Source organism: Virgibacillus profundi, assembly GCF_002287375.1.
Lineage (GTDB): Bacteria > Bacillota > Bacilli > Bacillales > Amphibacillaceae > Virgibacillus_K > Virgibacillus_K profundi.
Map to the genome: position 1 here is coordinate 184,730 of NZ_NPOA01000003.1, position 26,310 is coordinate 211,039.

28 protein-coding genes and 1 other annotated feature are annotated in these 26,310 nt (G+C 37.1%); of the genes, 22 read left to right on the forward strand and 6 right to left on the reverse strand.

Annotated elements, in window-relative coordinates; all coding sequences use genetic code 11:
• Window positions 1-57: 57 nt before the first annotated feature.
• The 3 genes from larB (at window position 58) to CIL05_RS05845 (ending at window position 3,183) form a co-directional block, all read left to right on the forward strand.
• Window positions 58-804, forward strand: coding sequence for a nickel pincer cofactor biosynthesis protein LarB (gene larB / locus CIL05_RS05835; RefSeq protein ID WP_095654585.1), 747 nt, complete (start codon window positions 58-60; stop codon window positions 802-804).
• 28 nt (window positions 805-832) lie between these two features.
• On the forward strand, window positions 833-1,303 hold the full coding sequence (gene larC2 / locus CIL05_RS05840) for a nickel pincer cofactor biosynthesis protein LarC2 (RefSeq protein WP_095654586.1): 471 nt from the start codon (window positions 833-835) through the stop codon (window positions 1,301-1,303).
• Between the two features lie 386 nt (window positions 1,304-1,689).
• Window positions 1,690-3,183, forward strand: coding sequence for an MFS transporter (locus tag CIL05_RS05845; RefSeq protein WP_095654587.1), 1,494 nt, complete (start codon window positions 1,690-1,692; stop codon window positions 3,181-3,183).
• Window positions 3,184-3,262: 79 nt separating this feature from the next.
• Here CIL05_RS05845 and CIL05_RS05850 read toward each other — a convergent pair whose 3' ends face one another.
• Window positions 3,263-4,468, reverse strand: a complete 1,206-nt coding sequence (locus CIL05_RS05850; RefSeq protein WP_095654588.1) for a helix-turn-helix domain-containing protein — start codon at window positions 4,466-4,468, stop codon at window positions 3,263-3,265.
• A 318-nt stretch (window positions 4,469-4,786) separates the two neighbouring features.
• Here CIL05_RS05850 and CIL05_RS05855 point away from each other — a divergent pair, with 318 nt between their 5' ends.
• The 8 genes from CIL05_RS05855 to proS all read left to right on the forward strand — a co-directional run bounded on the left by CIL05_RS05855 (window position 4,787) and on the right by proS (window position 10,566).
• Entirely contained in the window at window positions 4,787-5,155 is a 369-nt protein-coding gene (locus CIL05_RS05855; RefSeq protein WP_095654589.1) for a zinc ribbon domain-containing protein, read from the forward strand.
• 61 nt (window positions 5,156-5,216) lie between these two features.
• Window positions 5,217-5,831 carry a glycerol-3-phosphate acyltransferase gene (locus CIL05_RS05860; protein WP_095654590.1) on the forward strand — a complete coding sequence of 205 codons (615 nt, stop codon included), beginning with the start codon at window positions 5,217-5,219 and terminating at the stop codon, window positions 5,829-5,831.
• A gap of 23 nt (window positions 5,832-5,854) precedes the next feature.
• Window positions 5,855-6,340, forward strand: coding sequence for a DUF456 domain-containing protein (locus tag CIL05_RS05865; protein WP_095654591.1), 486 nt, complete (start codon window positions 5,855-5,857; stop codon window positions 6,338-6,340).
• Window positions 6,341-6,370: 30 nt separating this feature from the next.
• On the forward strand, window positions 6,371-7,204 hold the full coding sequence (gene thiD / locus CIL05_RS05870) for a bifunctional hydroxymethylpyrimidine kinase/phosphomethylpyrimidine kinase (RefSeq protein WP_095654592.1): 834 nt from the start codon (window positions 6,371-6,373) through the stop codon (window positions 7,202-7,204).
• Window positions 7,205-7,274: 70 nt separating this feature from the next.
• The gene (locus CIL05_RS05875) at window positions 7,275-7,565 is read left to right on the forward strand and encodes a hypothetical protein (RefSeq protein ID WP_095654593.1); all 291 of its coding nucleotides are present in this window, start codon (window positions 7,275-7,277) and stop codon (window positions 7,563-7,565) included.
• An 11-nt stretch (window positions 7,566-7,576) separates the two neighbouring features.
• Entirely contained in the window at window positions 7,577-8,128 is a 552-nt protein-coding gene (locus CIL05_RS05880; protein ID WP_095654594.1) for a cysteine hydrolase family protein, read from the forward strand.
• A 134-nt stretch (window positions 8,129-8,262) separates the two neighbouring features.
• Window positions 8,263-8,793, forward strand: coding sequence for a GNAT family N-acetyltransferase (locus tag CIL05_RS05885; RefSeq protein ID WP_240510127.1), 531 nt, complete (start codon window positions 8,263-8,265; stop codon window positions 8,791-8,793).
• 47 nt (window positions 8,794-8,840) lie between these two features.
• Window positions 8,841-9,068, forward strand: a binding site (T-box leader).
• A 58-nt stretch (window positions 9,069-9,126) separates the two neighbouring features.
• Window positions 9,127-10,566, forward strand: a complete 1,440-nt coding sequence (gene proS, locus CIL05_RS05890) for a proline--tRNA ligase (RefSeq protein ID WP_095654595.1) — start codon at window positions 9,127-9,129, stop codon at window positions 10,564-10,566.
• Between the two features lie 249 nt (window positions 10,567-10,815).
• Here proS and CIL05_RS05895 read toward each other — a convergent pair whose 3' ends face one another.
• Together CIL05_RS05895 and trhO are read right to left on the reverse strand one after the other, a co-directional pair.
• A complete protein-coding gene (locus CIL05_RS05895) occupies window positions 10,816-11,295 on the reverse strand; it encodes a glutathione peroxidase (RefSeq protein WP_095654596.1) in 480 nt (159 codons plus the stop codon).
• A gap of 88 nt (window positions 11,296-11,383) precedes the next feature.
• Window positions 11,384-12,355: an oxygen-dependent tRNA uridine(34) hydroxylase TrhO gene (gene trhO, locus CIL05_RS05900; RefSeq protein ID WP_095654597.1), complete on the reverse strand. Its 972-nt coding sequence runs from the start codon at window positions 12,353-12,355 to the stop codon at window positions 11,384-11,386.
• Window positions 12,356-12,654: 299 nt separating this feature from the next.
• On the opposite strand from trhO, the gene CIL05_RS05905 reads away from it, so the two are divergent.
• The 5 genes from CIL05_RS05905 (at window position 12,655) to yxiS (ending at window position 16,486) form a co-directional block, all read left to right on the forward strand.
• The gene (locus CIL05_RS05905) at window positions 12,655-13,815 is read left to right on the forward strand and encodes a hypothetical protein (RefSeq protein WP_095654598.1); all 1,161 of its coding nucleotides are present in this window, start codon (window positions 12,655-12,657) and stop codon (window positions 13,813-13,815) included.
• 26 nt (window positions 13,816-13,841) lie between these two features.
• Window positions 13,842-14,966: a 5,10-methylene-tetrahydrofolate dehydrogenase gene (locus CIL05_RS05910; RefSeq protein ID WP_095654599.1), complete on the forward strand. Its 1,125-nt coding sequence runs from the start codon at window positions 13,842-13,844 to the stop codon at window positions 14,964-14,966.
• A 221-nt stretch (window positions 14,967-15,187) separates the two neighbouring features.
• Window positions 15,188-15,385: a cold shock domain-containing protein gene (locus CIL05_RS05915; RefSeq protein WP_095654600.1), complete on the forward strand. Its 198-nt coding sequence runs from the start codon at window positions 15,188-15,190 to the stop codon at window positions 15,383-15,385.
• Window positions 15,386-15,498: 113 nt separating this feature from the next.
• Complete coding sequence (locus tag CIL05_RS05920; protein WP_095654601.1) at window positions 15,499-16,185, forward strand: class I SAM-dependent methyltransferase; 687 nt, start codon at window positions 15,499-15,501, stop codon at window positions 16,183-16,185.
• A 1-nt stretch (window position 16,186) separates the two neighbouring features.
• Window positions 16,187-16,486: a protein YxiS gene (gene yxiS, locus CIL05_RS05925; protein WP_095654602.1), complete on the forward strand. Its 300-nt coding sequence runs from the start codon at window positions 16,187-16,189 to the stop codon at window positions 16,484-16,486.
• 272 nt (window positions 16,487-16,758) lie between these two features.
• Here the strand turns inward: yxiS and CIL05_RS05930 are convergent, their stop codons facing one another.
• Window positions 16,759-17,634 (reverse strand): NAD(P)-dependent oxidoreductase, encoded by an 876-nt coding sequence (locus CIL05_RS05930; RefSeq protein ID WP_095654603.1) that lies wholly within the window; start codon window positions 17,632-17,634, stop codon window positions 16,759-16,761.
• Between the two features lie 274 nt (window positions 17,635-17,908).
• Between CIL05_RS05930 and CIL05_RS05935 the strand changes: the two genes are divergently transcribed.
• The 3 genes from CIL05_RS05935 to CIL05_RS05945 all read left to right on the forward strand — a co-directional run bounded on the left by CIL05_RS05935 (window position 17,909) and on the right by CIL05_RS05945 (window position 19,317).
• Window positions 17,909-18,262 (forward strand): GNAT family N-acetyltransferase, encoded by a 354-nt coding sequence (locus tag CIL05_RS05935; protein ID WP_338066924.1) that lies wholly within the window; start codon window positions 17,909-17,911, stop codon window positions 18,260-18,262.
• Window positions 18,263-18,330: 68 nt separating this feature from the next.
• A complete protein-coding gene (locus CIL05_RS05940; RefSeq protein WP_095654604.1) occupies window positions 18,331-19,005 on the forward strand; it encodes a TraR/DksA C4-type zinc finger protein in 675 nt (224 codons plus the stop codon).
• A 105-nt stretch (window positions 19,006-19,110) separates the two neighbouring features.
• Window positions 19,111-19,317, forward strand: a complete 207-nt coding sequence (locus CIL05_RS05945; RefSeq protein ID WP_095654605.1) for a zinc ribbon domain-containing protein — start codon at window positions 19,111-19,113, stop codon at window positions 19,315-19,317.
• 279 nt (window positions 19,318-19,596) lie between these two features.
• On the opposite strand, the gene CIL05_RS05950 is transcribed toward CIL05_RS05945, so the two are convergent.
• A complete protein-coding gene (locus CIL05_RS05950; protein WP_095654606.1) occupies window positions 19,597-20,373 on the reverse strand; it encodes a zinc ribbon domain-containing protein in 777 nt (258 codons plus the stop codon).
• A gap of 200 nt (window positions 20,374-20,573) precedes the next feature.
• Window positions 20,574-21,863, reverse strand: coding sequence for a S1C family serine protease (locus tag CIL05_RS05955; protein ID WP_095654607.1), 1,290 nt, complete (start codon window positions 21,861-21,863; stop codon window positions 20,574-20,576).
• A gap of 339 nt (window positions 21,864-22,202) precedes the next feature.
• Between CIL05_RS05955 and CIL05_RS05960 the strand changes: the two genes are divergently transcribed.
• The 3 genes from CIL05_RS05960 to typA all read left to right on the forward strand — a co-directional run bounded on the left by CIL05_RS05960 (window position 22,203) and on the right by typA (window position 26,174).
• Entirely contained in the window at window positions 22,203-22,889 is a 687-nt protein-coding gene (locus CIL05_RS05960) for a response regulator transcription factor (protein ID WP_095654608.1), read from the forward strand.
• On the forward strand, window positions 22,889-24,232 hold the full coding sequence (locus CIL05_RS05965) for a sensor histidine kinase (RefSeq protein WP_095654609.1): 1,344 nt from the start codon (window positions 22,889-22,891) through the stop codon (window positions 24,230-24,232). Before CIL05_RS05960 ends, CIL05_RS05965 begins: the two co-directional genes overlap by 1 nt.
• A gap of 112 nt (window positions 24,233-24,344) precedes the next feature.
• On the forward strand, window positions 24,345-26,174 hold the full coding sequence (typA, locus tag CIL05_RS05970; protein WP_095654610.1) for a translational GTPase TypA: 1,830 nt from the start codon (window positions 24,345-24,347) through the stop codon (window positions 26,172-26,174).
• The last annotated feature ends 136 nt before the right edge of the window (window positions 26,175-26,310 follow it).

Consider the following 26,310-nt stretch of genomic DNA (forward strand, 5'->3'; position numbering starts at 1 on the left):
TAATAATCGATCATCAGACAGGTGATTTTTGCAAATGAAGATTTAAGGTGAGTGGAAATGATGGAAGATATTTTAAAACAAGTCCAGGAAGGTACAGTAAGTGTTGTAGAAGCAAAAGAAAAATTAGCCGGATATGAAAATTTGGGTTTTGCCAAAATAGACCATCATCGAAAAAAGCGTCAAGGTTTCCCGGAAATTATTTATGGGGAAGGAAAAACCGCTGAACAAATTACAGCTATTATTGAAGCAATAAAAGCAAATGGAGAAGATGTTTTAGTAACCCGGATTTCTAAAGAAAAAGCAGCAAGTATTCTTAATGAACACCCAGAGTTAACATATAATGAGACTGCCAAGATATTATTCTGGAAGCAAGAAACAGTTCCTATTAAAGAATCAAATGGATATATAGCAATTATTTGCGCAGGAACTTCTGATTTGAAGGTTGCTGAAGAAGCTGCTGTTACTGCAGAAGTGCTTGGCAGTGAAGTACGTCGTATCTATGATGTTGGTGTTGCGGGCATTCACAGGCTACTAGATAATATGGAAGAGATTCAAAATGCCAAGGTATCAATAGTGGTAGCTGGTATGGAAGGTGCGCTTCCAAGTGTAGTTGGAGGACTTGTTTCACATCCTGTAATAGCTGTTCCAACAAGTGTTGGTTACGGTGCGAATTTTCAAGGGCTGTCAGCATTACTTACCATGTTAAACTCCTGTGCATCTGGAATTAGTGTCGTTAATATAGATAATGGGTTCGGTGGAGCGTATAATGCTGTATTAATTGATCGCCTGGCACAGAAGGAATAGATTTATACTTTTGAGAGGAGTATGTCATTTGGTTTCCAATCCCCCTCCTAATAATGAACATATCGATGAGCAGATGGTTAAAATGGAAGTGAATCTCGATGATATTTCCGGTGAATGGCTGGGCTATGTAATGGATGTATTATTTGAAGCCGGAGCAAATGATGTTTTCTATACTCCTATATACATGAAAAAAAATCGGCCAGGAATATTGCTTCAGCTACTATGTTCAAATAATAATATAAACAAGATGAAGGAAATCTTGCTCAAAGAAACAACGACATTGGGCGTTCGCTACTATCCCTTAACAGTTCATCGTTCTGAACGGATTTTTACAAAAGTAGAAACCCGGTGGGGAACTGTTACGGTTAAGCAAGGGGTTTCCAATGGAGAAGTTTTCCAAAGCTCGCCTGAATTTGAAGACTGTAAAGCTATTGCTGAGCAACATGGTATTCCGTTGAAGAAGGTTTATGAGCAGGTTTGGAAGGCATTGGAATCATAATTGATGATTTTTAATCTAAAAAACTCTTATCTTTATTTATTTTTAAATAGATTTTGTATGCTTTTGTGTAATATGAGCAGACAAAGTCTATTTTGCATTGCTTATTTATTTTCAAAATCTATAAAAAAGAGTAATTTTTATAACTCGTTAAAGGTGATGCAGACAAGACTAGAGATGGTTCTTTTAAAATGAGTCTATTTTTTGATTAAAATTTCTAAAAAAAGCTTGCTTTTTGAACCGCTTACATATATATTGAAAGTACAAAGAGTTTGTTTGGTCAACAAAGTAATTATAATATATAAATTTCACAGAATTCGCCAATATATTCCAAGCGACTTGTAGTAATCAACTAAATGAAAGCGATTTAACGCTAAGGAGGAATTAACATGTCAAGTGCAGCAGTAGAAAGTGGTCAAAAATATAATAAGGCAAAGTTATGGCAGATTGGCTTTTTTGCATTAAATAATACTGCAACAAATATTTATATGTTTATTTTAACATTTGTTTCTTATTATGCTGCAGGGGTAGCGGGACTGACCGTTGCAGTAGTGAGTATTGTGTTGACAGCAATGCGTGTATTCGATGGTATTACAGATCCAATTGTAGGTTTTATCATTGATAAAACAGAATCGAAGTTTGGTAAGTTTCGACCTTTAATGATTTTAGGAAATGTACTCTTGGCTACTTCAGTTATACTAATGTATGCGATTACGCATACCTTGCCATTATCACTTCAATTAATTTTCTTTGTATTGACTTATGGTTTATATGTTATTGGATATACTTTTCAAACAGCTGTTACTAAAGCTGCGCAAACAGTATTGACAAACGATCCAAAACAAAGACCTTTGTTTTCTGTTTTTGACGGCGTTTATAATACGGGAGTGTTCACGGTAGGACAAGTTTATGTGGCGTCCTATTTGATTGGGAAACACGGAGACTTTAATATCGGATTATTTTCTGAACTGAACACCCTTGCAATTATTCTTGCTGGAATATTTACGGTTCTTGCTGTTATTGGTATATCAGGTAAAGATAAAAAAGAGTTTTATGGTTTAGCAGATTTAACGGTAAATACGAAATTTCGCGATTACTGGAAAATATTAAAAGGAAACAAGCCATTGAAGTTTCTAATAACGGCTGTTACCGCAGATAAATTAGCTTTCAGTCTCTTAAGACAATCTGTTGTTATGGTAATGATCTTTGGTATTTTAATGGGAGATTATGAGCTAAGTGGTACAGTCTCCATGATTACGGTTGTACCCATCTTGTTAATTACTTTTATTGCAGTTGCTATTGCTAGAAAACGAGGTATGAGAAATTCATTTATAAAGTCAACGTGGATTTCCTTTTTATCATTAGTAGGTTTAGTTGGTCTGTTTTTAGTTATGAATGACCCAACCTCCATGTCTGGTAACATAGGTATCGCAATTGTATTATTTGTTATTTTGTATACGCTCGCAATGGGATTTGGTGCCATTCCTTCTACATTGGTAAACCCGATGATTGCAGACGTTTCGGATTATGAAACTTACAAATCAGGACGCTATGTACCGGGGATGCTAGGGACGCTCTTCTCCTTTGTTGATAAGTTAATTACATCATTGGCTCCAGCTATTGTTGGATTTGGAGTAGCACTTATTGGATTTACAGCCGAGTTTCCAACCGTTAGTGATCCACTAACAACACCATTATATGGGATGACATTGTTATTAGGATTTGGTCTACCAGCACTAATGTTAATCGTGTCACTTGTGGCTATGAAGTTTTATAATCTGGATGATAAGAAGATGGAAGAAATACAAACGGAATTAGCTAAAATGAAAGCGGAAGGTAAAGTAGAAGAGTCAGAATTAGAACCTGAAACTAATGCAATATAATTTTATAAAAAGATGGCAACCGACTTTTGACAGCGGTTGCCATCTTTGGCATTAATAGTGCTATATGAATTTCTTTGGCTTATATTTTACTATTCCTAAATTGGGATGGGGTACATCCAGTTTCTCGCTTGAAAACCCTTGAAAAATAAGAAGAATCCTCGTAACCGACTAACCATGCAATTTCTTCTATCGAAATAGCTTCATTTTTTAGTAAATGCTTTGCTTTATTTATTCTAATCATTTGCTGATAATCAGTTATTGTCATGTTTGTTTCCTGTTTAAACTTTCGTGATAAATGACTAGGGTGTGTATAACAAAGTGCAGCCAGTTCGCTTTTATCTATTTGTTTATCATAATAACTCATCAGAAATTCGATAGCTTTTTGTGTAACTTTAGAATAGCTGGATAAAGAGTTTGAGATAACCAAATCAGTATATTCGATAATCATATCATCGTTTAATTGCTGCAGTTTTGATAATAGACTCGTATTTTCAATTTCATAGGCGTATTTTTCGGATACACGATGTACAAGGATAGCGGGAACGTTACTTCTTATCGCTGCAGAGCGTAGTAGTGTACTTAAAACTATTGCTAGATTTTTCACTCGCCTTAATGGTTGATTGGGAAAGCGTTCAGAAAAGGAAAGCAGCATTTCATTAGAGTTTATTAGTTCCATTGCCTTAGACTTATTGCCTTGTTCAACAGCATGAATGAAATCCCCTTCAATCTTATATCTCATTTTCACAATTTGGGCATCTTCATCCGTATTATATCTTTTATTCCCTCTCTTATAGTTATGATTTCTTTTATTCGCGACTATTCTATTTGGTGTATTATCCTTCTCCAATAATACTTCGAATGACTGGAGAATACTGGAAAAACTATTCGCCTTATCTGTGGGAACTACCTGAATTCGGTTACAGATACTTCTAAGATTCTCACTTTCATTATGGTTAAGGTTATATTCTCTGGTAATACTGAATAAATTTGGAGTCAATTCCAGGAAAGGACCAATAATAACAGCATATGATTCATCTCTGGGAAAACAATAACCGAAATAGTGCAATCCCCATTCATTTGTATAGGAATACAGTTCGTTGGTCGCTAGGTTAATTTGATTATAAAAATATAATATATCCTCATCTTCGGCTCCTGGCATAAAGGAGGGTATTGAAATTACTTCATGATGAAAGATGAAATTCCCACGGCTATCTAAAACATATGTATTTAAATTTGTAATCAGATTTATTTTTAAAGCTGTGGAAATAAGATTCAGCTGTTCCAATTGTAATCACACCCTTAACAGCATTTTATAAATATTTAAATAGAAGTGCAATACCTATCCTCGAATTGTTAAAATAATCCTTGAAAATTGCTGTTTAGTAATTATGAATTTATGAATCATATTGTGAAAAATGTGTTCGTGATTTAAAAGAAATGTTTAGTTGTTCTATTTTTGTTCTGAGATATGAACCAATTCAGCCTAGAATTAGGATTCTTTTCAATCGTTTTTTGCGATATACTAAAAACAAGGGGGTTTGAAACAGTTTCATTATATTTGTTCAATTTTATTTAAACTTCGTTATTTTGACAGTTCCGCAAAATATTAGATTGGGTGCAGGTGAAAAATAATAAGCATTACACAAAAGTAGACGAAACAAATACAACGAAAGAGTGCTGTGTTTGCGGACACAAAGAAAAGAAAAAAACCGATGTCCGTATTTTCACTTGCAAAAACTGTCAAACAACACTTTATCGAGATATGAATAGCGTTGTCAACATTGGCAAAAAAGAAGGAAAGTTATTGCCTCGCTTGGGCTATGTAGGGGTGAAAAACCCTATGTATACAGTTTGGTGGGAGTGGAAACGACAAGCAATTGTTCGGGGAAGATTCCGTCTACTGGCTGGTGGAAATGAGTCGCCGGGAGAGAAAACAAAGAGAACCCTTCAATTGACGAAGAGTTCCTCTTAAATATTAACTAATGATACTCAATTTGAGTAGAATTAAACAATTTAAGGAGAGCGGGAATCGTATGTATTTTTTGATTGTAAGTTTAATCGGCTACCTGTTTGGCTGTCTTCACGGTTCACAGCTGGTCAGCAAATTTAAGAAGATTGATATTAAAAACTCCGGGGTAAAAAATTCCGGTGCATCGAATACGACAATATTATTAGGATGGAAGTATGGGGTTTTAGTTGCACTTATAGATATTTTTAAGGCTACTTTGGCAATCATGTTAGTATTATATATTTTGAATCAATATGGGATTACAGGTGAGGAGAAGAACCTGCTTGTGTATCTTACCGCTTTATTCGTAATCATCGGTCACAATTATCCGATCACAATGAAATTTAGTGGTGGAAAAGGAACGGCATCTCTTGTTGGGGTACTGCTCGCAATAGATTGGAAAATAGCGGTGATCGGGATTGGTATCCTGTTCATTTTTACGTTTGCTACAGATTACCTCGTAGTTGGTGTGCTTTTTATGTATTTATCATTTTTGGTCACAACCTATTTCTTCTTTGGAATTGAGCCAACGATGATCGTGTTGTTATTATCTGTACTTAGTGTTATGAAACATATGGAAAATTATAAACGTATATTAACAAAGGAAGAAACAAAACTTTCAAGTATGTTCGGTAAATAAAACTGAACTAATCGGAGGACAATATGCTGGATATCATCATATGGATTGTTATTATTGCATTATTTATCATTAGTTTTGCCGGAATAGTCTTTCCAATCATTCCATCAGTACTGGTGCTATGGGTAGGTTTTATACTGTATCACTTTGTTATTAATTCGGACGAGCTGAATTTTATCTTTTGGCTTGTTATGGGTGTGTTTACAGTAGTTCTTATCGTTGCAGACATTATCGCCAATAGTTATTTTGTGAAAAAATTTGGTGGGAGCAAATGGGGAGAACGGGGTGCAGCTGTTGCGGTAATTGTAGGGTCATTTATAATTCCGCCATTTGGCATTCTGATCATTCCTTTTGCGGTTGTGTTTATTATTGAAATGCTGCAAAAAAGAACTACGAAGGAAGCTTTCCGGGCATCTATTGGATCACTTATGGGATTTTTAGGCGGGGCATTTGCAAAAGTAGTGATTCAAATTGTTATGATTGTGTGGTTTTTTATCGTAATATTATTATAGAAAAATTTTTCGAAGAGAGGTATTGCTATAATGAATTATCCATCACGAGTTATCACGATTGCGGGTTCGGCAGCAGGTGGAAGTGCCGGAATTCAGGCAGATTTAAAAACATTTCAGGAATTGGATGTATATGGAATGAGTGTTGTTACAGCTATTGTTGGAAGACATCCTGAAACAAATAAAAATGTACATCCTCAAACGTTGGAAGCAATTGAGGCGCAGTTTTCTACAGCAATGAAACAAGTTGGTGCAGATGGTTTAAAAACGGGGATGTTGTTTTCAAAAGACGTTATCGAAATGGTAGCAAAGTTAATAAAACATGCATCGATTGATAATATTGTTGTTGATCCTGTTATGGTTGGAAAACTGGATTCAAAACTTCTGGAGGATGATGCAATCGAAGCATTAAAAAACAACCTAATACCACTGGCTACCATCATTACACCAAATATTCCCGAAGCATCCTTTTTATTGGATGGGAGAGAGTTGAGTAGTGTCGATGATTTAAAACAGGCCGCTATTGATTTGCATCATTTAGGCGCAAATTATGTTTTGGTCAAGGGTGGCAGACTTCAAGGACCTGCAGTTGACGTGCTGTATGATGGTGAGACGATAACAGTTTATGAAGCACCAAGAATTGATACAGTTAATACAAGTGGAGCTGGATGTACATATTCAGCAGCAATAGCTGCGAACTTAGCCAAAGGCAAGCCTGTTACTGAAGCTGTACTCCTGGCAAAAAACTTTGTAACAACAGCGATTGAACATGGATTTTCCTACACGGAAATGGTTGGACCTACTTACCATGCGGCAGAACGGAAATACGGAGAAGCACATAAAATTAAAGTGAATAAACTTACTTAATTTTGGAAAAACTCGAGCTCAATCTGTTACACTGTAATTGAAAGCGATTAATATTCTAGGAGGTATATGCGTGGATCACGAACATGAACACGAGCATGATCACCGTCATGATACAGTTACAAAAGCCGAAAAGGAAGATTTATTAGGTTTAGTTCACATGCGATTTGGTCATTTATCAGATGAAATCCATGAGAAAATTATGGGGATACAGGATCTGGATGTATTGGATCGGTTATTCTTAATTGCAGTAAATGCAGCGAATTGGGATGTTTTTGTGGCAGAATTAAATGAAGGAAATGAATCCTTTAAAATGACAGGCGATGGTTTTGATCCATTAGCGCAAAAAAGAAAAGATGAATAAGGTGATCTAATATGGGGAAACGGGCATTACTTAATGTTGATTACACATATGATTTTGTTGCGGAAAACGGAAACCTTACATGTGGTGAACCAGGACAGGCCATCGAAGATAAAATCGTTTCGATAACAAAAGAATTTGATGAAGCGGGCGACTATGTTGTCTTTGCGATTGATGCACACGAAAAAGGAGACAGGCTTCATCCTGAATCCGCATTATTTCCACCACATAATATTATAGGTACCTCAGGCCGTGATTTGTACGGAAAGCTTGCTGATGTTTACGAGGAAATTAATGGTCATGATAATGTCTATTATTATGATAAAACTCGTTATAGTGCATTTGCCGGTACCGACCTGGAGATTAAACTCCGGGAACGTGGAATAAATGAAGTTCATATTATAGGGGTTTGCACAGATATTTGTGTACTGCACACGGCAATAGATGCATATAATAAAGGATTTAAGATTGTTATTCATAAAGATGCAGTTGCAAGTTTTAATAGGGCAGGGCATGAATGGGCATTGGGACATTTTACGAATACATTAGGTGCGACAGTAGTATAGATAATAAAAGCTTGTAGAGGAAAATGCTATTTTCTGCAGGCTTTTTAGCATGAGAAGAGAGATGCTTGGAACAATTAGAGGTTGTGGAATTGTTACAAGTGGTACGTAAAAAGAATAATAGAGGTGAATAAGTTTTGGAACTTTTTATGAATCATACATTTGAAAATTATAAAGTAAGAAAAGCAGTAACCTCAGATAGCTCTGCCGTTTTTCAAGTTTTGCGTGATGCTGCGGTTTGGTTGCGGGGCAAAGGTATTTCCCAATGGGAGCACTTGCATAATGAAGTGGAAGTTGGGGAAGTTTTGGAAGATATACAGGATGGCATAACCTATGTCGTTGAAAATTTGGAAGGTGATTTAGTAGCTACTTTTAATTTCACCGGTGTACAGAATGCCTGGGATGTTGCCATGTGGGGAAAAAGAGATGATAATGCGTATTACATCCACAGATTAGCTGTACATAAAGCACATCATAACAAGCAAATCGGCAGGAAAGTTCTGGTATGGATGGATGAAAATATTCAACTGAAGGAAGGCTTTCTAAGATTGGATTGTATTGCCAATAATTCTTTTCTAAATAAATTTTATGATAAAGCAGGTTATACATTCTCCGGACATGTTGGTGAAGGAGAAGATGCTTTTTCCATCTATGAAAAGGCGTTTTAGAGTCAAAGTTGACTTTACTTTGATATCAATATATATTAAAGAATATATAGGAAACGTTGATGAGGATTAGTATAATTTGTTTGTCTTTTTAAGAGAGGAAATGGCTGCTGGGAATTTCCAAAGACACAAATTGGAACCTGCCTTCTGAGTTCGCCATCGGTAAAATGCTTTTTACTATAAGATGTGCGCGGTTTATTACCGTTATCAAGCTAAGTGTGCAAGGATTATATGTTCCCTGCAAACAAGGGTGGTACCACCAGACCTCGGTCCCTTTTAGGATGCGGGGATTTTTTGTGTTTAAAAAAATAATATTATTATAAAGAGGTGTTTCGTATGGGTAAGAAAAACAAGCAATTTGTCGAAAAAATTACAGCGATGGAAGATGATTTTGCCCAATGGTATACAGATGTGGTCAAACAGGCGGATTTAGTTGAATATGGATTAGTCAGAGGAACAATGATCATTAAGCCATACGGCTTTGCCATCTGGGAAAACATTAAGGATGAGTTAGACTATAAAATTAAAGAAACTGGACATTCCAATGTAGCATTCCCAGTATTTATTCCGGAAAGCCTTTTGCAAAAAGAGAAAGATCATGTGGAAGGATTTGCTCCGGAGGTGGCTTGGATAACTCATGGTGGTGATGATAAACTTGCAGAACGTCTTGCATTCCGGCCAACATCTGAAGTGCTTTTCAGTGATTACTATTCGAAAAATATCCATTCTTACAGAGACCTGCCAAAGCTGTACAACCAATGGACAAATGTGGTGCGCTGGGAGAAAACAACCCGTCCGTTCCTGCGTTCTTCTGAATTTCACTGGCAGGAAGGACATACAGCACATGCAACGGATGAAGATGCGGCCCAGGAAACGGATAGAATGCTTGGCGTTTATGCAGACTTAGTAGAGGATTATTTAGCAATTCCTGTTCTTCGTGGACGTAAAACGGAAAAGGAAAAGTTTGCAGGTGCCAAATACACATTAACTATTGAGGCCTTGATGCATGATGGAAAAGCGTTACAATCAGGAACTTCACATCATTTTGGCTTAGGATTTGCAGAAGCATTTGACATTACCTATCTGGATGAAAATGGTGAAAGTCAGTTTGTACATCAAACTTCGTGGGGATTCTCGACACGTATAATGGGGGCTTTGATTATGGTGCATGGCGACAATCGAGGCCTGGTGGTACCACCAAGGATTGCTCCAACGCAAGCGATGATTGTACCAATCGCACAGCATAAAGAGGGAGTTCTCGATAAAGCCTATGATTTGCGTGACCGATTAAAGGATCTTGTTCGAGTTGATATCGATGCAAGTGATAAAATGCCTGGTTGGAAATTCAATGAATACGAGATGAAGGGTATTCCTGTACGTGTTGAAATGGGACCTAAGGATATCGAGAAAGAACAGGTAGTACTGGTACGTCGTGATACAGGAGAAAAAGAATTTGTTGCATTGAATGATCTTGAAAATCGCCTGCCAGCTCTGTTGGATGAAATTCAGCAGAACTTATTTGATAAAGCACTGGCGCATCGCAATGAGAAAACCTCAGTTGCTAAGAATATGGATGAATTCAAACAAACGCTTGAACAAAAAACAGGATTTATCAAAGCAATGTGGTGCGGGGATAATGCATGTGAAGAGAAGATTAAAGAGGAAACAACAGCAACATCACGTTGTATCCCGTTTGAACAGGAAACAGTAGCTGATACATGTGTATGCTGTGGAAAAGAAGCAAAAGAATTAGTAATTTGGGCAAAAGCATATTGATTTTTAAAAACGAGCGCCGGTAGATGCGCTCGTTTTTTATGTGAAAGCTGATCAGGAATTGAAAAAGTTGAGAGATAAAAGCTCAAGTTGAGAGATAAACTAATAAAGTTGAGAGATAAACAAACAGATGCACTTATCTCTCAACTTTCGGAAGCTGTCTCTCAACTATTCTAAATTATCTCTCAAGTTCAGCAGCTCTTCTCTCAACTCCATCACATCTTGCGCTAAAACTGCTCAGTAATTAAAAAATTATGATTGTAAAGCCTTTTCAATATCCTTTTCAATACTTTCCGGTTTCGTTTGCGGTGCATATCTATTGATAACTTCACCATCTCTATTGATTAGGAACTTTGTGAAATTCCATTTGATCTGATCTGTTAACATTCCTTTGGCTTCACTTGTCAGATAAACAAACAGAGGGTGAGCATTTTCACCTTTTACATCTATTTTACGATACATTTGAAAAGTTACACCATAGTTGTTTTGACAAAAATGAGAGATTTCCGCATCTGTACCGGGATCCTGATGATTGAATTGGTTGCAGGGAAACCCAAGTACTTCAAATTCCTGATCCTTATACGTTTCAAAAAACTTTTGTAAACCTTCAAATTGTGGAGTAAACCCGCATTCGCTTGCTGTATTCACAATTAATAATACTTTTCCTTTGTGTTCTGCGAGTGATTTTTCATCACCCAGCATTGTTTTTGCAGAAAAATCATAAACACTCATGTGAATATGCCTCCTTTAAGAAAAGAATAGCAACGGAAGCCTTCCATGTCAAAATAAAAAGACGACCACTGAAGGGTCGTCTTCCATTTTATGCTTCTTGTTTCATGCTTTCACCAAGCAGTTCAAGCCGTTCTTCTATTTCTGCCTGTGATAAATCATGTTCTTTTACATACATATTCCGTGGGCTGACGCGACATCCATGGGTGCAGCCTCGCATATATTTATGCTCATTTTCCTCAGAGCAGAGTATTTGTTCGTTACAATCCGGGTTGGCGCAATTTATATAACGTTCGCATGGCTGTCCATCAAAATAATCTACACCGACTACAACGTGTTCTTTTCGATTGATTGGTACAGAGATACGCTCATCAAATACATAGCATTGCCCATCCCATAATTCACCCTGAACTTCCGGGTCTTTTCCGTATGATACGATACCACCATGTAGCTGACCGACATTTTCGAAACCCTCTTCAAGCAGCCAGCCTGAAAACTTCTCACAGCGGATTCCACCAGTACAGTATGTCAAAACTTGCTTACCATTGATTTGATCTTTGTTTTCCCTGATCCAATCCGGTAAATCACGGAATGTTTCAATGTCTGGACGAATTGCTCCACGAAAATGACCTAAATCATATTCATAATCATTCCGGGCATCAATAACAACAGTATCATCGTCCTGCATTGCCTCGAAAAATTCCTTTGGAGATAAATGTTGTCCAGTTGTCTGTAAAGGATTGATGTCATCTTCCAGACGAAGTGTCACTAATTCCTTACGTGGACGTACGTGCATTTTCTTAAATGCATGACCATCATGATCATCAATTTTAAATACCATGTCAGCAAAACGCGGATCGTTGTGCATTGCTTCCATATATTTGGTTGTCTGTTCAACCGTTCCGGAAACGGTACCGTTGATTCCTTCACGGGCTACTAGAATCCTGCCCTTTAATTCTAAATCCTTGCAAAATTGAAGATGTTCTCCCGAATATTCTTCAGGATCATCAATATGCACATAGTTATAATACAATAAAACCTGATAATTTTTATTGCTTTCCATGTTGTTTACCACCTGTCATTTATATTTGCAAGATACAAATGTTTGGGGTTTGATATTAATTTATAATCTTGCACAAAGGATATTATATCAACTTTTACAAGGTATATCAAAAGGAAATTTATAGCGTAATTTCTTCTTGAGGCTTGGATTAATCTAAAATAAAATATTTCTCAGGAATTCTTGACTGGAAAAGTAGATGAAATATTCGTTTTCCAAACTTAAAAACAGGGAATACAAATTCGAGTAAATACATTATTCAACAAATATTTTCTCCATATAGATGATTGGAGGCAGGATATATGGAATCTGTGGCTGTAGGCATTATCTCTGCACCAAACTTACCAGCTGATATTGCTCAGGATCTTAAAGGTGAACTATCTGATTTCCTGTCTGACTCCATTGATAAGAATGTATCATGGAAGATTGAAACACTTGTGGATCCACTTATTGGAGTTGCTGAAAATACAAATGAAATTCTGGGGAAAGTAGGAAATATAAAAAAAGAAAATGACTGGAACTATGCTATATGCCTGACAGATCTGCCACTTTATTCCGGCAAACATCTGGTAATGGCAGATGCCAGTGTGAAAAATAGTGTGGCTCAAATCTCCATTCCTACATTTGGTTGCATGCCAATGCGAAGAAGAATTAAACAGGCTATTATCAAAATGATGGCAGAGTTGTATTGTCAGTTTTCTCCAGAGAATTCATTTGCAGCAGATGTTACTCAACTGAAGCCTGTCCGCAAAAAAAGTAATTTAATTAAAAAAATGAAACAATCCTCTTTATCTCTGACGAAACGAGTAGATACATCTGCAGAAAAAGAGCATGTGGATATTCGATATATGATGAAATCACCTGTACTTAGTCGCCTTAGAGTGCTTTTGGGAATGACATTTGCGAACCGTCCATGGACAGCTTTGTTTTCGTTTAATAAGTTAACCACACTTTCCTTTGCAACAGGATCATATATTGCAATTTTTTCAACACCTTGGAAGCTAAGTATTGCATATACACCTTACCGATTTATTGCTTTAATGATGTTAGCTATTCTTGGAACAATTATCTGGGTAATTTTTTCACATGATCTATGGGAAAAGGCAACTGAAAAAGGGGAAAAACGCTGGCGCGATTTATATAATTGGACAACATTTATTACCCTTGGTGCAATAGTTGTGATTAACTATTGTCTATTATTTTTCTTCTTTTTAATTGCGATTGCCCTATTTGTCCCGCCAGAGCTTTTCAAGGCATGGACTGGATTAGATGAAGATCCGTCCCTTGTATACTATTTTGGGTTAGTCTGGCTGATAACTTCACTTGGAACACTTGCCGGTGCTATTGGAACAGGTGTTGAAAACAAAGAAAAGATCCGTGATATTACCTATTCCTATAGACAAAAACAACGCTATTATGAAATAGAAAAAGAAGAAGAGAAGTCTGAGCAGAAAAGCTATTAGTTTTAAAAGAGAAGGAGACAGCGGGAATGGAAAAAGAAATATCTGTCGGGCTGATTGCCGCACCAGAATTGCCAGCTGAAATTGCCAAAAACTCAATGGACAAGTTAGCTGCTTTATTTGCTGAGAAAATCGATGAAACAATCTCCTGGAAAATTGAAATGATCATTGATCCGCTTTCCGGTTCAGCCGAAGATGTTGATGATATTCTGGATGAAGCAATGATAATTCGAAACGATAAGTCCTGGGATTTCGCCATATGCCTAACAGACTTGCCAATATTCTATGGAAAAGAAGTTGTTGCCGCAGATACTTGCTATAAGAATAACATAGCCCAGATTTCCATTCCTGCGTTTGGCTGGCTGCCCTTTCGTAGTGCAATTAAAAATGCCATCGTCCATATTTTGAAAGAGCTGGTTTATTATTCTAGTAATGTCCATGGCAAAAACCCTGAAAAAGATGAGCGGTTGCAACAACACAATCAGCTCGAAAAACAATTTCCGTTACTCATGGTAAAACGAATCAAACCCTCCGAAATTCCAAAAGATGTTGATTTCCGCTACCTGGTTATACCAAGGATTAATGGGAAAATCCGGCTGTTAATTGGGATGACTCAATCCAATCGGCCAATGAGTATCATGACATCTTTCAAAAAGGTTATTGCGATTGCTTTTACCACTGGTGCTTTTGGCCTTATTTTTACTACGATGTGGAAATTAAGCATCATCCTGAGTACTGGAAGGCTAAGTGGTTTAATGGTTGCGGCAATCAGTTTATTGATTACCTGGATTATCGCTACACATAATTTATGGGAACGGCCATCTACAAGAAATGAAAAAGGTCTGAGGCATTTGTATAATCTGACAACATTTTTCACTTTGTTTTTCTCAGTAATAACTTATTATTTCATTTTGTTAATCCTATTTTTAATAGTGACCCTTGTGTTAATCCCTCCTGAAGTTTTTAAGAGTGCTCTTGAATTTACAGAGAACCCTGGAATCATCCAGTATTTAAGACTTGCCTGGCTGGCCACTTCCATATCCACAATCGCCGGCGCAATTGGTGCAGGAATGGAAAATGAGGAATTGGTAAGGGATATAACTTATGGTTATCGGCAAAAACGGAGATATAATGAAATTAAAAAACATGAATAATCCACTGTTTTATAGGAATAAACATGGTTTTTTGTCCTTATTCCTATTTTAATAAAAATAAATTCGGATTTACTTGCATTTTATTTCATAAAAGGTTAAAGTTAAAGAAGCAAAAGGAAATTGAAGTTTGAATAATACTTTACGATCTCTTTATCAAAGTGGTGTAAAAGTATTTATGATTCAATTACTTTGCACGATATTTGTATAAGGAGGTCATTTTAATGACTGGTAAAGTAAAATGGTTTAATGCAGAAAAAGGTTTTGGTTTCATCGAGCGTGAAGATGGCGACGATGTATTCGTACATTTCTCAGCTATCCAATCTGAAGGTTTCAAAACGCTTGAAGAAGGTCAAGATGTTGAATTCGAAATCGTTGAAGGTAACCGCGGACCACAAGCAGCTAACGTTACTCGTCTATAATAGATGATTTAAAAGGTTTATCTCAATTGAGGTAAACCTTTTTTTGTTATCATAGAGGTTTTTCAAGTGAAGTGTCGAAATTGTTAAGAGCTTTATCGTTGGAGGAGATTAACATGTCAACATCGTTTAATTGGAAAAATGAAGCTGAAACTAAGTGGGATAATCGGGCAGACTTTTGGAATCGAAAAAGCAAGAATATGTGGGATAATGGAAGTAGGAAGGATATCATCCCATTTATTGAAAATCATCTGGTAAAGGGAAGCAGGATTCTGGATGTTGGCTGTGGTGACGGATATGGATCCTATAAATTGCATGGTTCAGGTTATGATGTAACAGGTGTTGATCTATCCGGTGAGATGATTTCCCTTGCGAAAAAGCAACCAGGTAATGAACAGATTTCTTTTCTTCAGGGAGATGTGTCAGAGTTGCCATTTGAAACTGGGAGTTTTGATGGAATAATGTCTATTAATGTCCTGGAATGGACAGAGAATCCTCTTGTTGCAATAAAGGAATTGCGGCGTGTTGTGAAAAAGAATGGACTTCTATGTGTAGGGTTATTGGGTCCAACAGCAGGGCCAAGAACAAATAGTTACCCGCGTCTATATGGAGAAAGTTCTATTTGCAATACGATGATGCCATGGGAATTTGGTAAGCTTACTAAAGAAAACAATTTGGAATATATGGATGGTTTTGGTGTTTATAAAGAAGGCGTAAAAGAACATCATAAGGATTTGCCTTTAGAGCTGAAGCAGGCATTGACATTTATGTGGGTATTTATGCTGCAAAAAGTTGGTGAATAGAATGGATAAGAAGGAAATGGAAAAACAAGTAATTGAGAACTATCAAAATGATGAGAGAATGATGGTATTAATTTATGCGCAATGGTGTATCAATAATGACCTCGATCCTACTACACTTTATGAAAAGGCATATCCGGGGCAGTCGAAGAATGACACTTTAACAGAAGCACTGGAATTAACTGTTCCTAAAAAGGAATCAGATGAAATCCCTGATCAAACTGTGCTTCATGTATTGCAGCTTTTTGGAAATGATGATTTGGCTTTTGTTGTCCAGGAAATGATAGAAAATCGGGATAAGTAATTTTTCCAGTCTGATTCGTGAGGTGATGGATGATTTCGGCAGCATATGTTAAGAATCAGTCAAAGTTGAGAGATAGCTACAAATAGTTGAGAGAGAAATTCACATAGTTGAGAGACAAATGCAAATTTCAATGTTTTCTCTTAACTTTTAACTATTCTCTCTCAACTTTTAACCACTTTCTCTTAACTTTGTTGCTTTAGTTGCTTTATCTCTCAACTTTTATAATTACCCCCTCAACTGAGCTTACCTTTTCGTATAGTGTATACGCAAATTTATTTTTCAAAAAGTTTAATCAAGGCCTGAGTCCCACTGTCATTTTCTCCATTTTCTGCAACCTCTTTATAAAGCTTTAAAGAAAGTGAAAGTCCGGGAGTCAGTAATCCCATTTCCTGGGCAGATTCTAGCGCAATCGCCATGTCCTTTATAAAATGTTTAACATAAAACCCTGGTGCATAATCACCCTTAATCATTCGGGGTGCAAGATTTGATAAAGACCAGCTTCCGGCTGCTCCTGTAGTAATGCTGTCAAGGACAAGCTCAGGATTTAATCCTGCATTTTTGGCATAAGTAATTGCTTCACAAACCCCGATCATATTTGATGCAATTGTAATTTGGTTAGCGAGCTTTGTATGCTGGCCTGCACCTGCTTTTCCCTGGAGTATAATATTCTCCCCAAGAGTTTTAAATATCGGTAAAACTGTTTCAAAAGCTTGAATTTCGCCACCTGTCATAATTGCTAATTTGCCACTTTTTGCTCCAATATCCCCACCTGAAACAGGCGCATCCAGTGCATGGATATTTTTATCCTTCGCCTGCTTGTAGATTTCCACTGCTAAAGAAGGATTGGATGTTGTCATATCAATGACATAAGTGTCTGGCTTCGCATTTTCAAGTATGCCATCTTTTCCAAAATATACTTCTTCAACATCTGCTGGATAGCCAACCATTGTAATTATAATATCAACTGATTGCGCTAACTCGGCTACCGAACTTTTCCAGGATGCTCCATTGTGTATCAGGCTTTTGGCTTTTTCCTTTGTCCGGGTATAAATGGTTAATGGGTAACCTGCATTTTGTAGATTTTGTGCCATGCTTTTTCCCATTACACCAGTTCCAATGAAGCCTATTTTTGCGTTTTCTGTAAGCATTATATCAAATCCTTTCACTATATTCATTTCGACAATATCACTGCAAAATCCTTTTCATGGTATAGTAAAAAATAAAAAAGGGGAGAGTTTTTAAATGGAATGGTACATAAAGTCATTTGATGAACTTTCTAATAATGAATTATATCAGCTATTGAAGGAAAGGGTAGATGTTTTTGTTGGCAGTTAAGAAGCATAAAATACTTTCTTACTGCATAAGTGCAACTAAAGCTGTCACCCAAAGGCTTGGTGACAACCAAGTTTTCTAATAGAACAAATGTGCCTTTATCCTGAGTTAGATAATTATGATCAGTCGTCCATGCATTATTTTTTAATAATAAATGGAGAGATAGCTGCAAATGTCCGTATTTTACCAAAGGATTTAAAGTATCCGGAAGCTTCCATCGGCCGTGTCATGGTAGTGAAGAAATTTCGAGGGAATGGCTATGCAAGGCAAATCATGCTAAAAGCAATTGAATATGTAGTACAGGAATGGAATGAAAATCAGATAAGAATTCAGGCACAGGTACATCTCGCAAAATTTTATTCTTCTTTGGGATTTATGCAGATTTCAAATACTTATTTAGAGGATGAGATTCCCCATATTGACATGATTTGGGAGAGGAAATAAGGAATCATATATCGGCTTTTACACATAGTATAATTACACATTTAAACTTAATGGAGGTTGACCTTAAAATGATCACGAACGAGCAACTATCCCAGTGTAAAGCTACTTTATTAAAGCGCCAGTCAGAACTAATCGATCGAATGCAGGATCATTTTGATTTATCAGAGGAGTTCGCAAAAGAGTCGATAGGGGAGCTGTCGAATTACGATAATCATCCAGCCGATCATGGAACAGAGTTATTTGAAAGAGAAAAGGATGTTGCTTTAAATGAACATGCTGAGAAAGAGCTGGAGGAAATAAATAAAGCCCTTCACGCCATTGAAGAGGGAACTTATGGAATTTGTGGTAAATGTGGGGCAGACATACCCATCGAACGATTAGTTGCAATGCCAACTTCCGATCGATGTATAGATCATGCCAGTAATAATACTTTTGAGACAGATCGTACAATTGAGGAAGAAGTATTCAGTCCAAATATAAACCCGGATGAGGTAACAAATGAGGAACAGGTAGGCTATGATGCAGAGGATGCCTGGCAGGAAGTGAGCCGTTACGGAACTTCCGAGACCCCATCAGACTTTTATGGTGATCGTGATAATTATGATGAAATGTATCCAAATAGTGATGAAAATATAGGTATTGCTGAAGATGTGGAAGGATTTATATCAGCAGATATAGATGGAAAATACAATGGTGTTGCACCGAATCATAATAAATATGAAGACGAGTTAGAAGATAATTGAGTGGTCAAAGTTTGAGGGTGTAACTTGGAATTCACGATAAAAACTCCTGGTGGTATGAAACTATTTTGACTTTTGTTTCGTATTTAACACTGGGAGGGAAGAAATATGAATGAAAAAAGTGGCTGTCTAAAATGTGGAAGTACGGAAGCTGATTCCAAGGAAGTTGCAATGACCGGAACTGGCTTATCAAAAATGTTTGATGTGCAAAATAATCAATTTATTGTCGTCTTTTGTAAAAACTGTAGGTATTCCGAGTTCTATAATAAGAAAAGCTCAACGGGCAGTAACATATTTGATTTATTTTTCGGCTAAACCTAAAATACCGGCTGTCCTGGAAGTGTATGAAACCCTTTTAGAACAGCCGGTATATATTATTTCTTGGTAATTGATATTATAGACGACTCAGTGAAAATTCCTTTATGTGAATTGTTCAATCATGCGAATGTGGTTGAGTGCTAAAACTCGCTCCGTCAGAATAACTTCACGGACCTTAGGGCACGGCCTTAGCCTCCTCGAGAAACCCACTCTGCGGGGTCTTCGGACACATGCTGGGACTGCGATTACTCGCCCCACCGAAAACCTTTGCTCCCCCTAAAACATGCTATCAAAAATTCCACCCATAAACATCCCCATCATACTTTCGATAAGGAATCCGGAAATGAATATAGAAATAATATATATTCCAAGCAATACATAAATTCGGTCGAAACCATTTGCTGGTTGCTCAAGGATAATGAAGGTAGGTACAATTAAAATTGGACCAATTAAACCTAAAATAATAATGGTTCCAGCAAAAGAAAGACCAATTAATCCTAGCAAAGCTCCAATTACAGCCAATACTAAAAAGGGAACAGTGTAAGCTCCGAATTTGGCGACAACATCTTTGAATGTTAAAGATTGTGCCGCAAGCTTGTTACCTCCAAAGGTGAGTGCAGTTAAAACTGCAAACAAGATAATAAATTGAAGGAAAGGAATTATAAAGCCATCAAGGAAGGAAATGTTTGCAAATGGCATTTGATTTGCAATAAGATATCCTCCCAGTGATATAAGTAAAGAAAAAATAACCATTGTAATTATTCCTGATATTAGTTCATTGCCGGTCATTTTCTGGCCTTCATCAGGGCCTTTCAATAGTCTGATGAAGTAGTTCCCAAAATTGGAGGCCTCCTTTTTTAGATTCTCCATTGCCGGATTTTGTTCAGTTTGGGATGCTCCATCCTGTGAGCTTTCCATTTGGGACAAATCCGCTTGTTTGGCATTACCGGTCGGATCTGAAGCAGCTGCTGTTTCCTCCTGTGCTAGTTGTGCTCCGCAACTAGTACAGAACTTTCCGGGTTCGGTTTGCTGTCCGCAATTAGGACAATGCATGTAATCACTTCCTCTATAATATTTTGGATAATAACATTTTCATTATTATCCATACTTTGTTAAAGATACTTTCGACAAATTATTTGAAAACCCTTGTTTTTTTGCAGGAAAGTTTTTAAAAGAATTTGGAAGGTATCTCCAGATAAGTATATCTATAGAGTCAAAAAAATAGAAGGGTACTTTTGACCCTTCTTTGAAAGTTATTCTCTTGCCTGTAATTCCAGGTCTGCTGTTTGTATCTTACCATCACGATAAAACTCTATTTCTATCGTCTCACCAATGGCAGTTTCGGAATATAAATATTTTCGTAATTCCAAAATGGAAGTTATTTCATTGCCATTGATTTTTGTTATTACATCAAATTGCTGCAGTCCTGCTGCATCAGCCGAGGAACCTGATTGAACTTCTGCTATAACCATTCCGCCTTTAACTTCTTCAGGTAAGCTGATTTCACTTCGAAATTGTGGTGGTACCTGATTTAAGGAAGCTGTGCTAATACCAATGAGTGGTCGTTCAATTTCACCATTTTTTTCAAGCTGCTCCATTATTGGTAATGCTGAATCCATTGGGATCGCAAAGCCGATTCCTTCCACCTCTTGTCGTGCAATTTTCATGGAGTTAATTCCTATTACTTCACCATTATTATTAACCAATGCCCCGCCACTATTACCTGGATTAATGGCAGCATCAGTCTGGATTACTTCAGTTATCCAATCAGGCTGTCTGTCCCCATTTGTATCGATGCTAACAGACCGATTTAATCCACTAACAATTCCCTTTGTTACAGTATTGGCAAAGTTCATTCCTAAAGGATTACCAATAGCGATTACTGTTTTCCCTACTTTTAAATTTTCAGATGAACCAATGTTGGCAACGGTATCTATTTTTTCACCATTAACTTCCAATACGGCTAAATCTGTTAATTCATCTGTGCCTAAAACCTGGGCCTGAACTCTTTCATCATCGTTTAAAACAATTTCCACTTCCTGTGCATCTTCAACTACATGCTGATTTGTTACGACATAAGCTTTACCATTTTCTTTTTTATAGATAATCCCGGATCCGGTACCTGCTTCTTCACTTTGCGTCCAGACGCTTTGTTTTTGAAGATTAATAACTCCAACTACTGCTTCTGATGTTTCTTCTATATTTGTAGAAACATCAGCACCTTCTGTGGACATTGTTTTTACAATATCCGGCGTATTACTCTCTGAAGAGCCTTGAGAACTACTATTGTTAGAACTATCTAATGGGATAATATTGCTGGTAAAAAGCAAAACGACAATAATAGCAGGAATAATCCCTCCGACAATTCCTCCGAAGAATCCGCTGCTTCCTTTTTTACTTTTTTTAGGTTTTTCTTTTACTGTATCTGCATTTGATAATTCATTGTCTAAGGTTTTCTCTTGTTGTTCTTCATCGGTATTGTTTGTTGTCATTTCCTGTTTTTTTGTATGATTAAGTGATTGATTTTCTTCATTATTTTCCATGATATCACCCTTTATATAAAAATATTTAATTCAGGTTTAACGGGAAATAAGTACCAACACAGGGCATCAAGGGGGAATAAGGGGGTCTCCCTGTGAGGTACATCCCGAAACCTGATAAGCAAAAGCTTCTTTCCGGCAGAACCATTTATTCTGTGAAATGAAGTATCGCTCTATAGTTACATTGTAAACAGGCACTTTGGGATTGATTTGGGATAATTGTGGAATAAATGTGTAAATAATATTTATTTAGGGATACCAGGTATAAGCTCTACTGAACGAAGCTTCTCCTTATGGTAAAATAAATATTATAACCAGTCGGAAAAGAAGGGGATTATTATGATGCGTTATTATATTGGGGTCGTGGAGGATGATCTGAATATACAGAATATAGTTTCTGCTTATTTAAAAAAGGAAGGGTTTGAAGTTGCCATTTTAGAATCTGCAGAAAAGGCATGGGATTTATGGGAAACGGATCCACCGGATATGTGGATCCTTGATATCATGCTTCCGGGGATGGATGGGTATGAATTTTGCAGGAAAATACGTAATGAAAGTGATGTACCTATTATCATCATTTCAGCGAAGGATGATGAGATCGACAAGATTCTTGGTCTAGAGTTAGGCGGGGATGATTACTTGACGAAGCCATTTAGTCCAAGAGAATTAATCGCACGCGTGAAACGATTGTTTAAACGATCACGGCCAATGAAAGAAGCCGTTGAACCACAGGATAAAATAAAGATTGATCATTTACTAATTTATAAAAATGAACGGCGGGTTTTTTGGGATGGTCAGGAACAGGAAATAACGACAAAGGAATTTGATATGCTTGAGCTATTTGCTGAAAATGCGAACAGGGCATTTTCCAGAGAAGAATTATTAGTAAAAGTATGGGGAGAAGGTTATTTCGGAAGTGACAGGGCAGTGGATGATTTAATCAAAAGAATCAGGAAAAAGTTTGTAAATATTCCGTTGGAAACGGTATGGGGCTTTGGATACCGCTTACGAATTAATGAGGGTCAGTAATGAAACTTCAATCACAGTTAAATGCTGCATTTACGACATTGCTTCTTATTATTATGGCGGTTACCGGTTATGTCATCTATTCCATGATTTTGGACATGCTAATTCAGGATGAACAAAGGCAATTGGGGCAAAAGGGTGACATCCTTGTAGATGTATTAAATGAACAATATGGTACAAGATTGGACCTGCAGGAATTTAGCAATTTTCTGCAGGATCAGGATTTGCAATTGTTTATGTATGATAGGAATCAGGATACCGTTTTCTTTTCAACCATGTCCAGTGTTGTTGCTAATGGATTTTTCCAAAGTAATGATTTTTCTGATGAAAATGAGAACCTTTGGGAGTATCAAAATGATAAATATGTAACTTCACGAATCATGGTCTATCCAGAAAGTACAGGGCTGGAGTTGATCCTATTAACGCCAATGAATGATTTGCAAATTGTCCAGCAAAACTTTTTCCTTCGCTTGCTTGTTGTTTTCCTTTTCGGGGGAGCGGCAGCAGTTCTGTTAAGTTATTTCTTAACAAATAAGTTAGTTACCCCACTTTCCCAATTAAAAAGACAATTAAAAAAGATCGAAAAAAGACAATTTGATGATATAGAGCGAATTAAAGCAACTGGGGAAATTAAAGAAGTGGAACAAAGTGTGTATGATATGGCCCAGGAACTGCAACGCTACATGAATTCTCAGCAAACCTTTTTTCAGAATGCGAGTCATGAATTAAAAACGCCATTAATGACGATCCAAGGCTATGCAGAGGGGATAAAGGATAAAATATTCGATGAGAAAGATGAAGAAAAGGGCTTGGAAGTAATGGTTTCGGAAGTGAAACGACTCAAGATGATCATTAATGAAATGATTTTATTGGCCAAGCTGGATAGTGAAGCTAATGCTTATCAGCCGGAACATATTGACGTGTCATTGCTTATCGATCAAGTGGTGGACAGGGCATTGCCATTAATAAATGAAAAAGATATCGTGCTTGGGTCTAAGGTAGATAGTGATATTAATCTGGTTGCTGATAAAGAAAAACTACTGAGGGCATTATTGAATTTAACCTTTAACGGTATCCGTCATGCCAAAAGTCAGGTTAACATTATTACTTATCGAAAAGACAGACTGATTACAATTAGGATTGAGGATGATGGAGATGGTATTCCCGAAGAATTAATTCCACATATTTTTCACCGGTTTGTAAAAGGTAAGAATGGGGAAACTGGTCTGGGACTGGCCATTGCACGTGCAATTATTGAGCAATCCGGTGGAAAAATATCCGTTGGTAAATCAGAGCTTGGTGGTGCCAGCTTTGAAATTACTTTTACAAGTAAGCTTCAAAATTAATCTCAAAATCAATCTTTATAAAAAAAGTCATGAAAAAATTGTAAAATATACACCTTTTGTGATACAATAGGATGGTTTTCATGTCGTTATTATTATAGAGGAGCTAAAGTTTATGCAATTAAGAGAAGATATTCGTAACATCGCCATTATTGCTCACGTTGACCATGGTAAAACAACACTTGTGGATCAGCTGTTGAAATACTCAGGAACCTTTCGTGAGAACGAACAAGTAAATGACAGAGCAATGGACTCAGGCGATATCGAAAGAGAACGTGGAATTACGATTTTAGCAAAAAACACAGCCGTTAAATATAAAGATACAGCCATCAATATTCTTGATACACCAGGACACGCAGATTTTGGTGGTGAAGTGGAACGTATTATGAAAATGGTTGATGGTGTAGCATTAGTAGTGGATGCATATGAAGGAACAATGCCGCAAACACGCTTTGTATTAAAAAAAGCATTGGAACAAAAATTGACACCAATTGTGGTTTTAAATAAAATTGATCGTCCGAATGCACGTCCGACAGAGGTAATTGATGAAGTATTGGATTTATTTATTGAGCTTGGTGCAGATGATGAGCAGCTTGAATTTCCGGTTGTCTATGCATCTGCATTAAATGGCACATCAGGTCTTGAGCCTGAAGATCAGCAGGAAACAATGGATCCGATCTTCACTACAATACTTGAGCATATCCCTGCACCTGTTGATAATCAGAATGAACCTTTGCAATTTCAGGTAACATTACTTGATTATAACGACTATTTGGGACGTATCGGAGTTGGCCGGATTGTCCGGGGTACGATTAAGGTAGGACAGCAAGTTGTCGTACTGAAGAAAGACGGATCACAAAAATCGTTCCGCATTAGTAAACTTTTTGGGTTTAATGGTCTGAAACGCATAGAGATCAAGGAAGCAAAAGCCGGTGATATTGTTGCGATCTCAGGGTTGGATGATTTGAATATCGGGGAAACGATTTGCCCGCAGGATCATCCGGAAGCTTTACCAATGCTGCGGATTGATGAGCCAACATTGCAAATGACGTTTGTTGTTAATAATAGTCCTTTTGTAGGTAAAGAAGGTAAATATATTACTTCCAGACGAATTGAAGAAAGATTATTAAAACAGCTGGAAACAGATGTTAGTCTTCGCGTTGATCCAACTGACTCACCAGATGCCTGGATCGTTTCAGGCCGTGGCGAATTACACTTGTCGATTTTAATTGAAAATATGCGCAGAGAAGGTTTTGAGCTCCAACTCTCCAAACCAAAAGTTATTATTAAAGAAATTGATGGTCAAAAATGTGAACCAATGGAACGTGTTCAAATTGATGTTCCTGAAGATTATACTGGACCGGTAATGGAGTCCCTTGGTGCACGAAAAGGCGAAATGCTGGATATGGTAAACCAAGGAAATGGGCAGGTACGCCTGGAATTTAAAGTGCCATCAAGAGGATTGCTTGGATATACAACTGAGTTTATGACACAAACACATGGTTATGGTATCTTAAACCATACTTTTCATGCCTATGAACCAGTTGTGAAAGGACAAGTTGGTGGCAGACGTGAAGGTGTTCTTGTAGGTTTGGAAAATGGTAAAGCTTCGACCTATGGTATTATGCAGCTAGAAGACCGTGGGGTTATTTTTATCGAACCTGGAACAGATATTTATGCTGGTATGATTGTTGGAGAGCATAATCGTGAGAATGATCTAACAGTTAATATTACGAAAGAGAAACACCTAACGAACGTCCGATCAGCTAACAAAGATCAAACATCAACTATTCGAAAAACAAGAAGTATGTCACTAGAAGAAGCGATCGAATACCTGGATGATGATGAATACTGTGAAGTAACACCGGAATCCATTCGTTTGCGTAAAAAAATCCTGAACAAAAGCGAACGGGAAAAAGCAGCGAAGAAAACTAAATTAGTTTAAAGTAGAAGGAAGCATGGGAGAGGATCCTATGCTTCCTTTTTTTTATAAGATGAAAGCTCAGATCTCAATTCATCCGGTTAGAAATAAAAAGTGTGTAATGCTTGATTTCCCCCACCAATTATGTAAAATAGGGTAG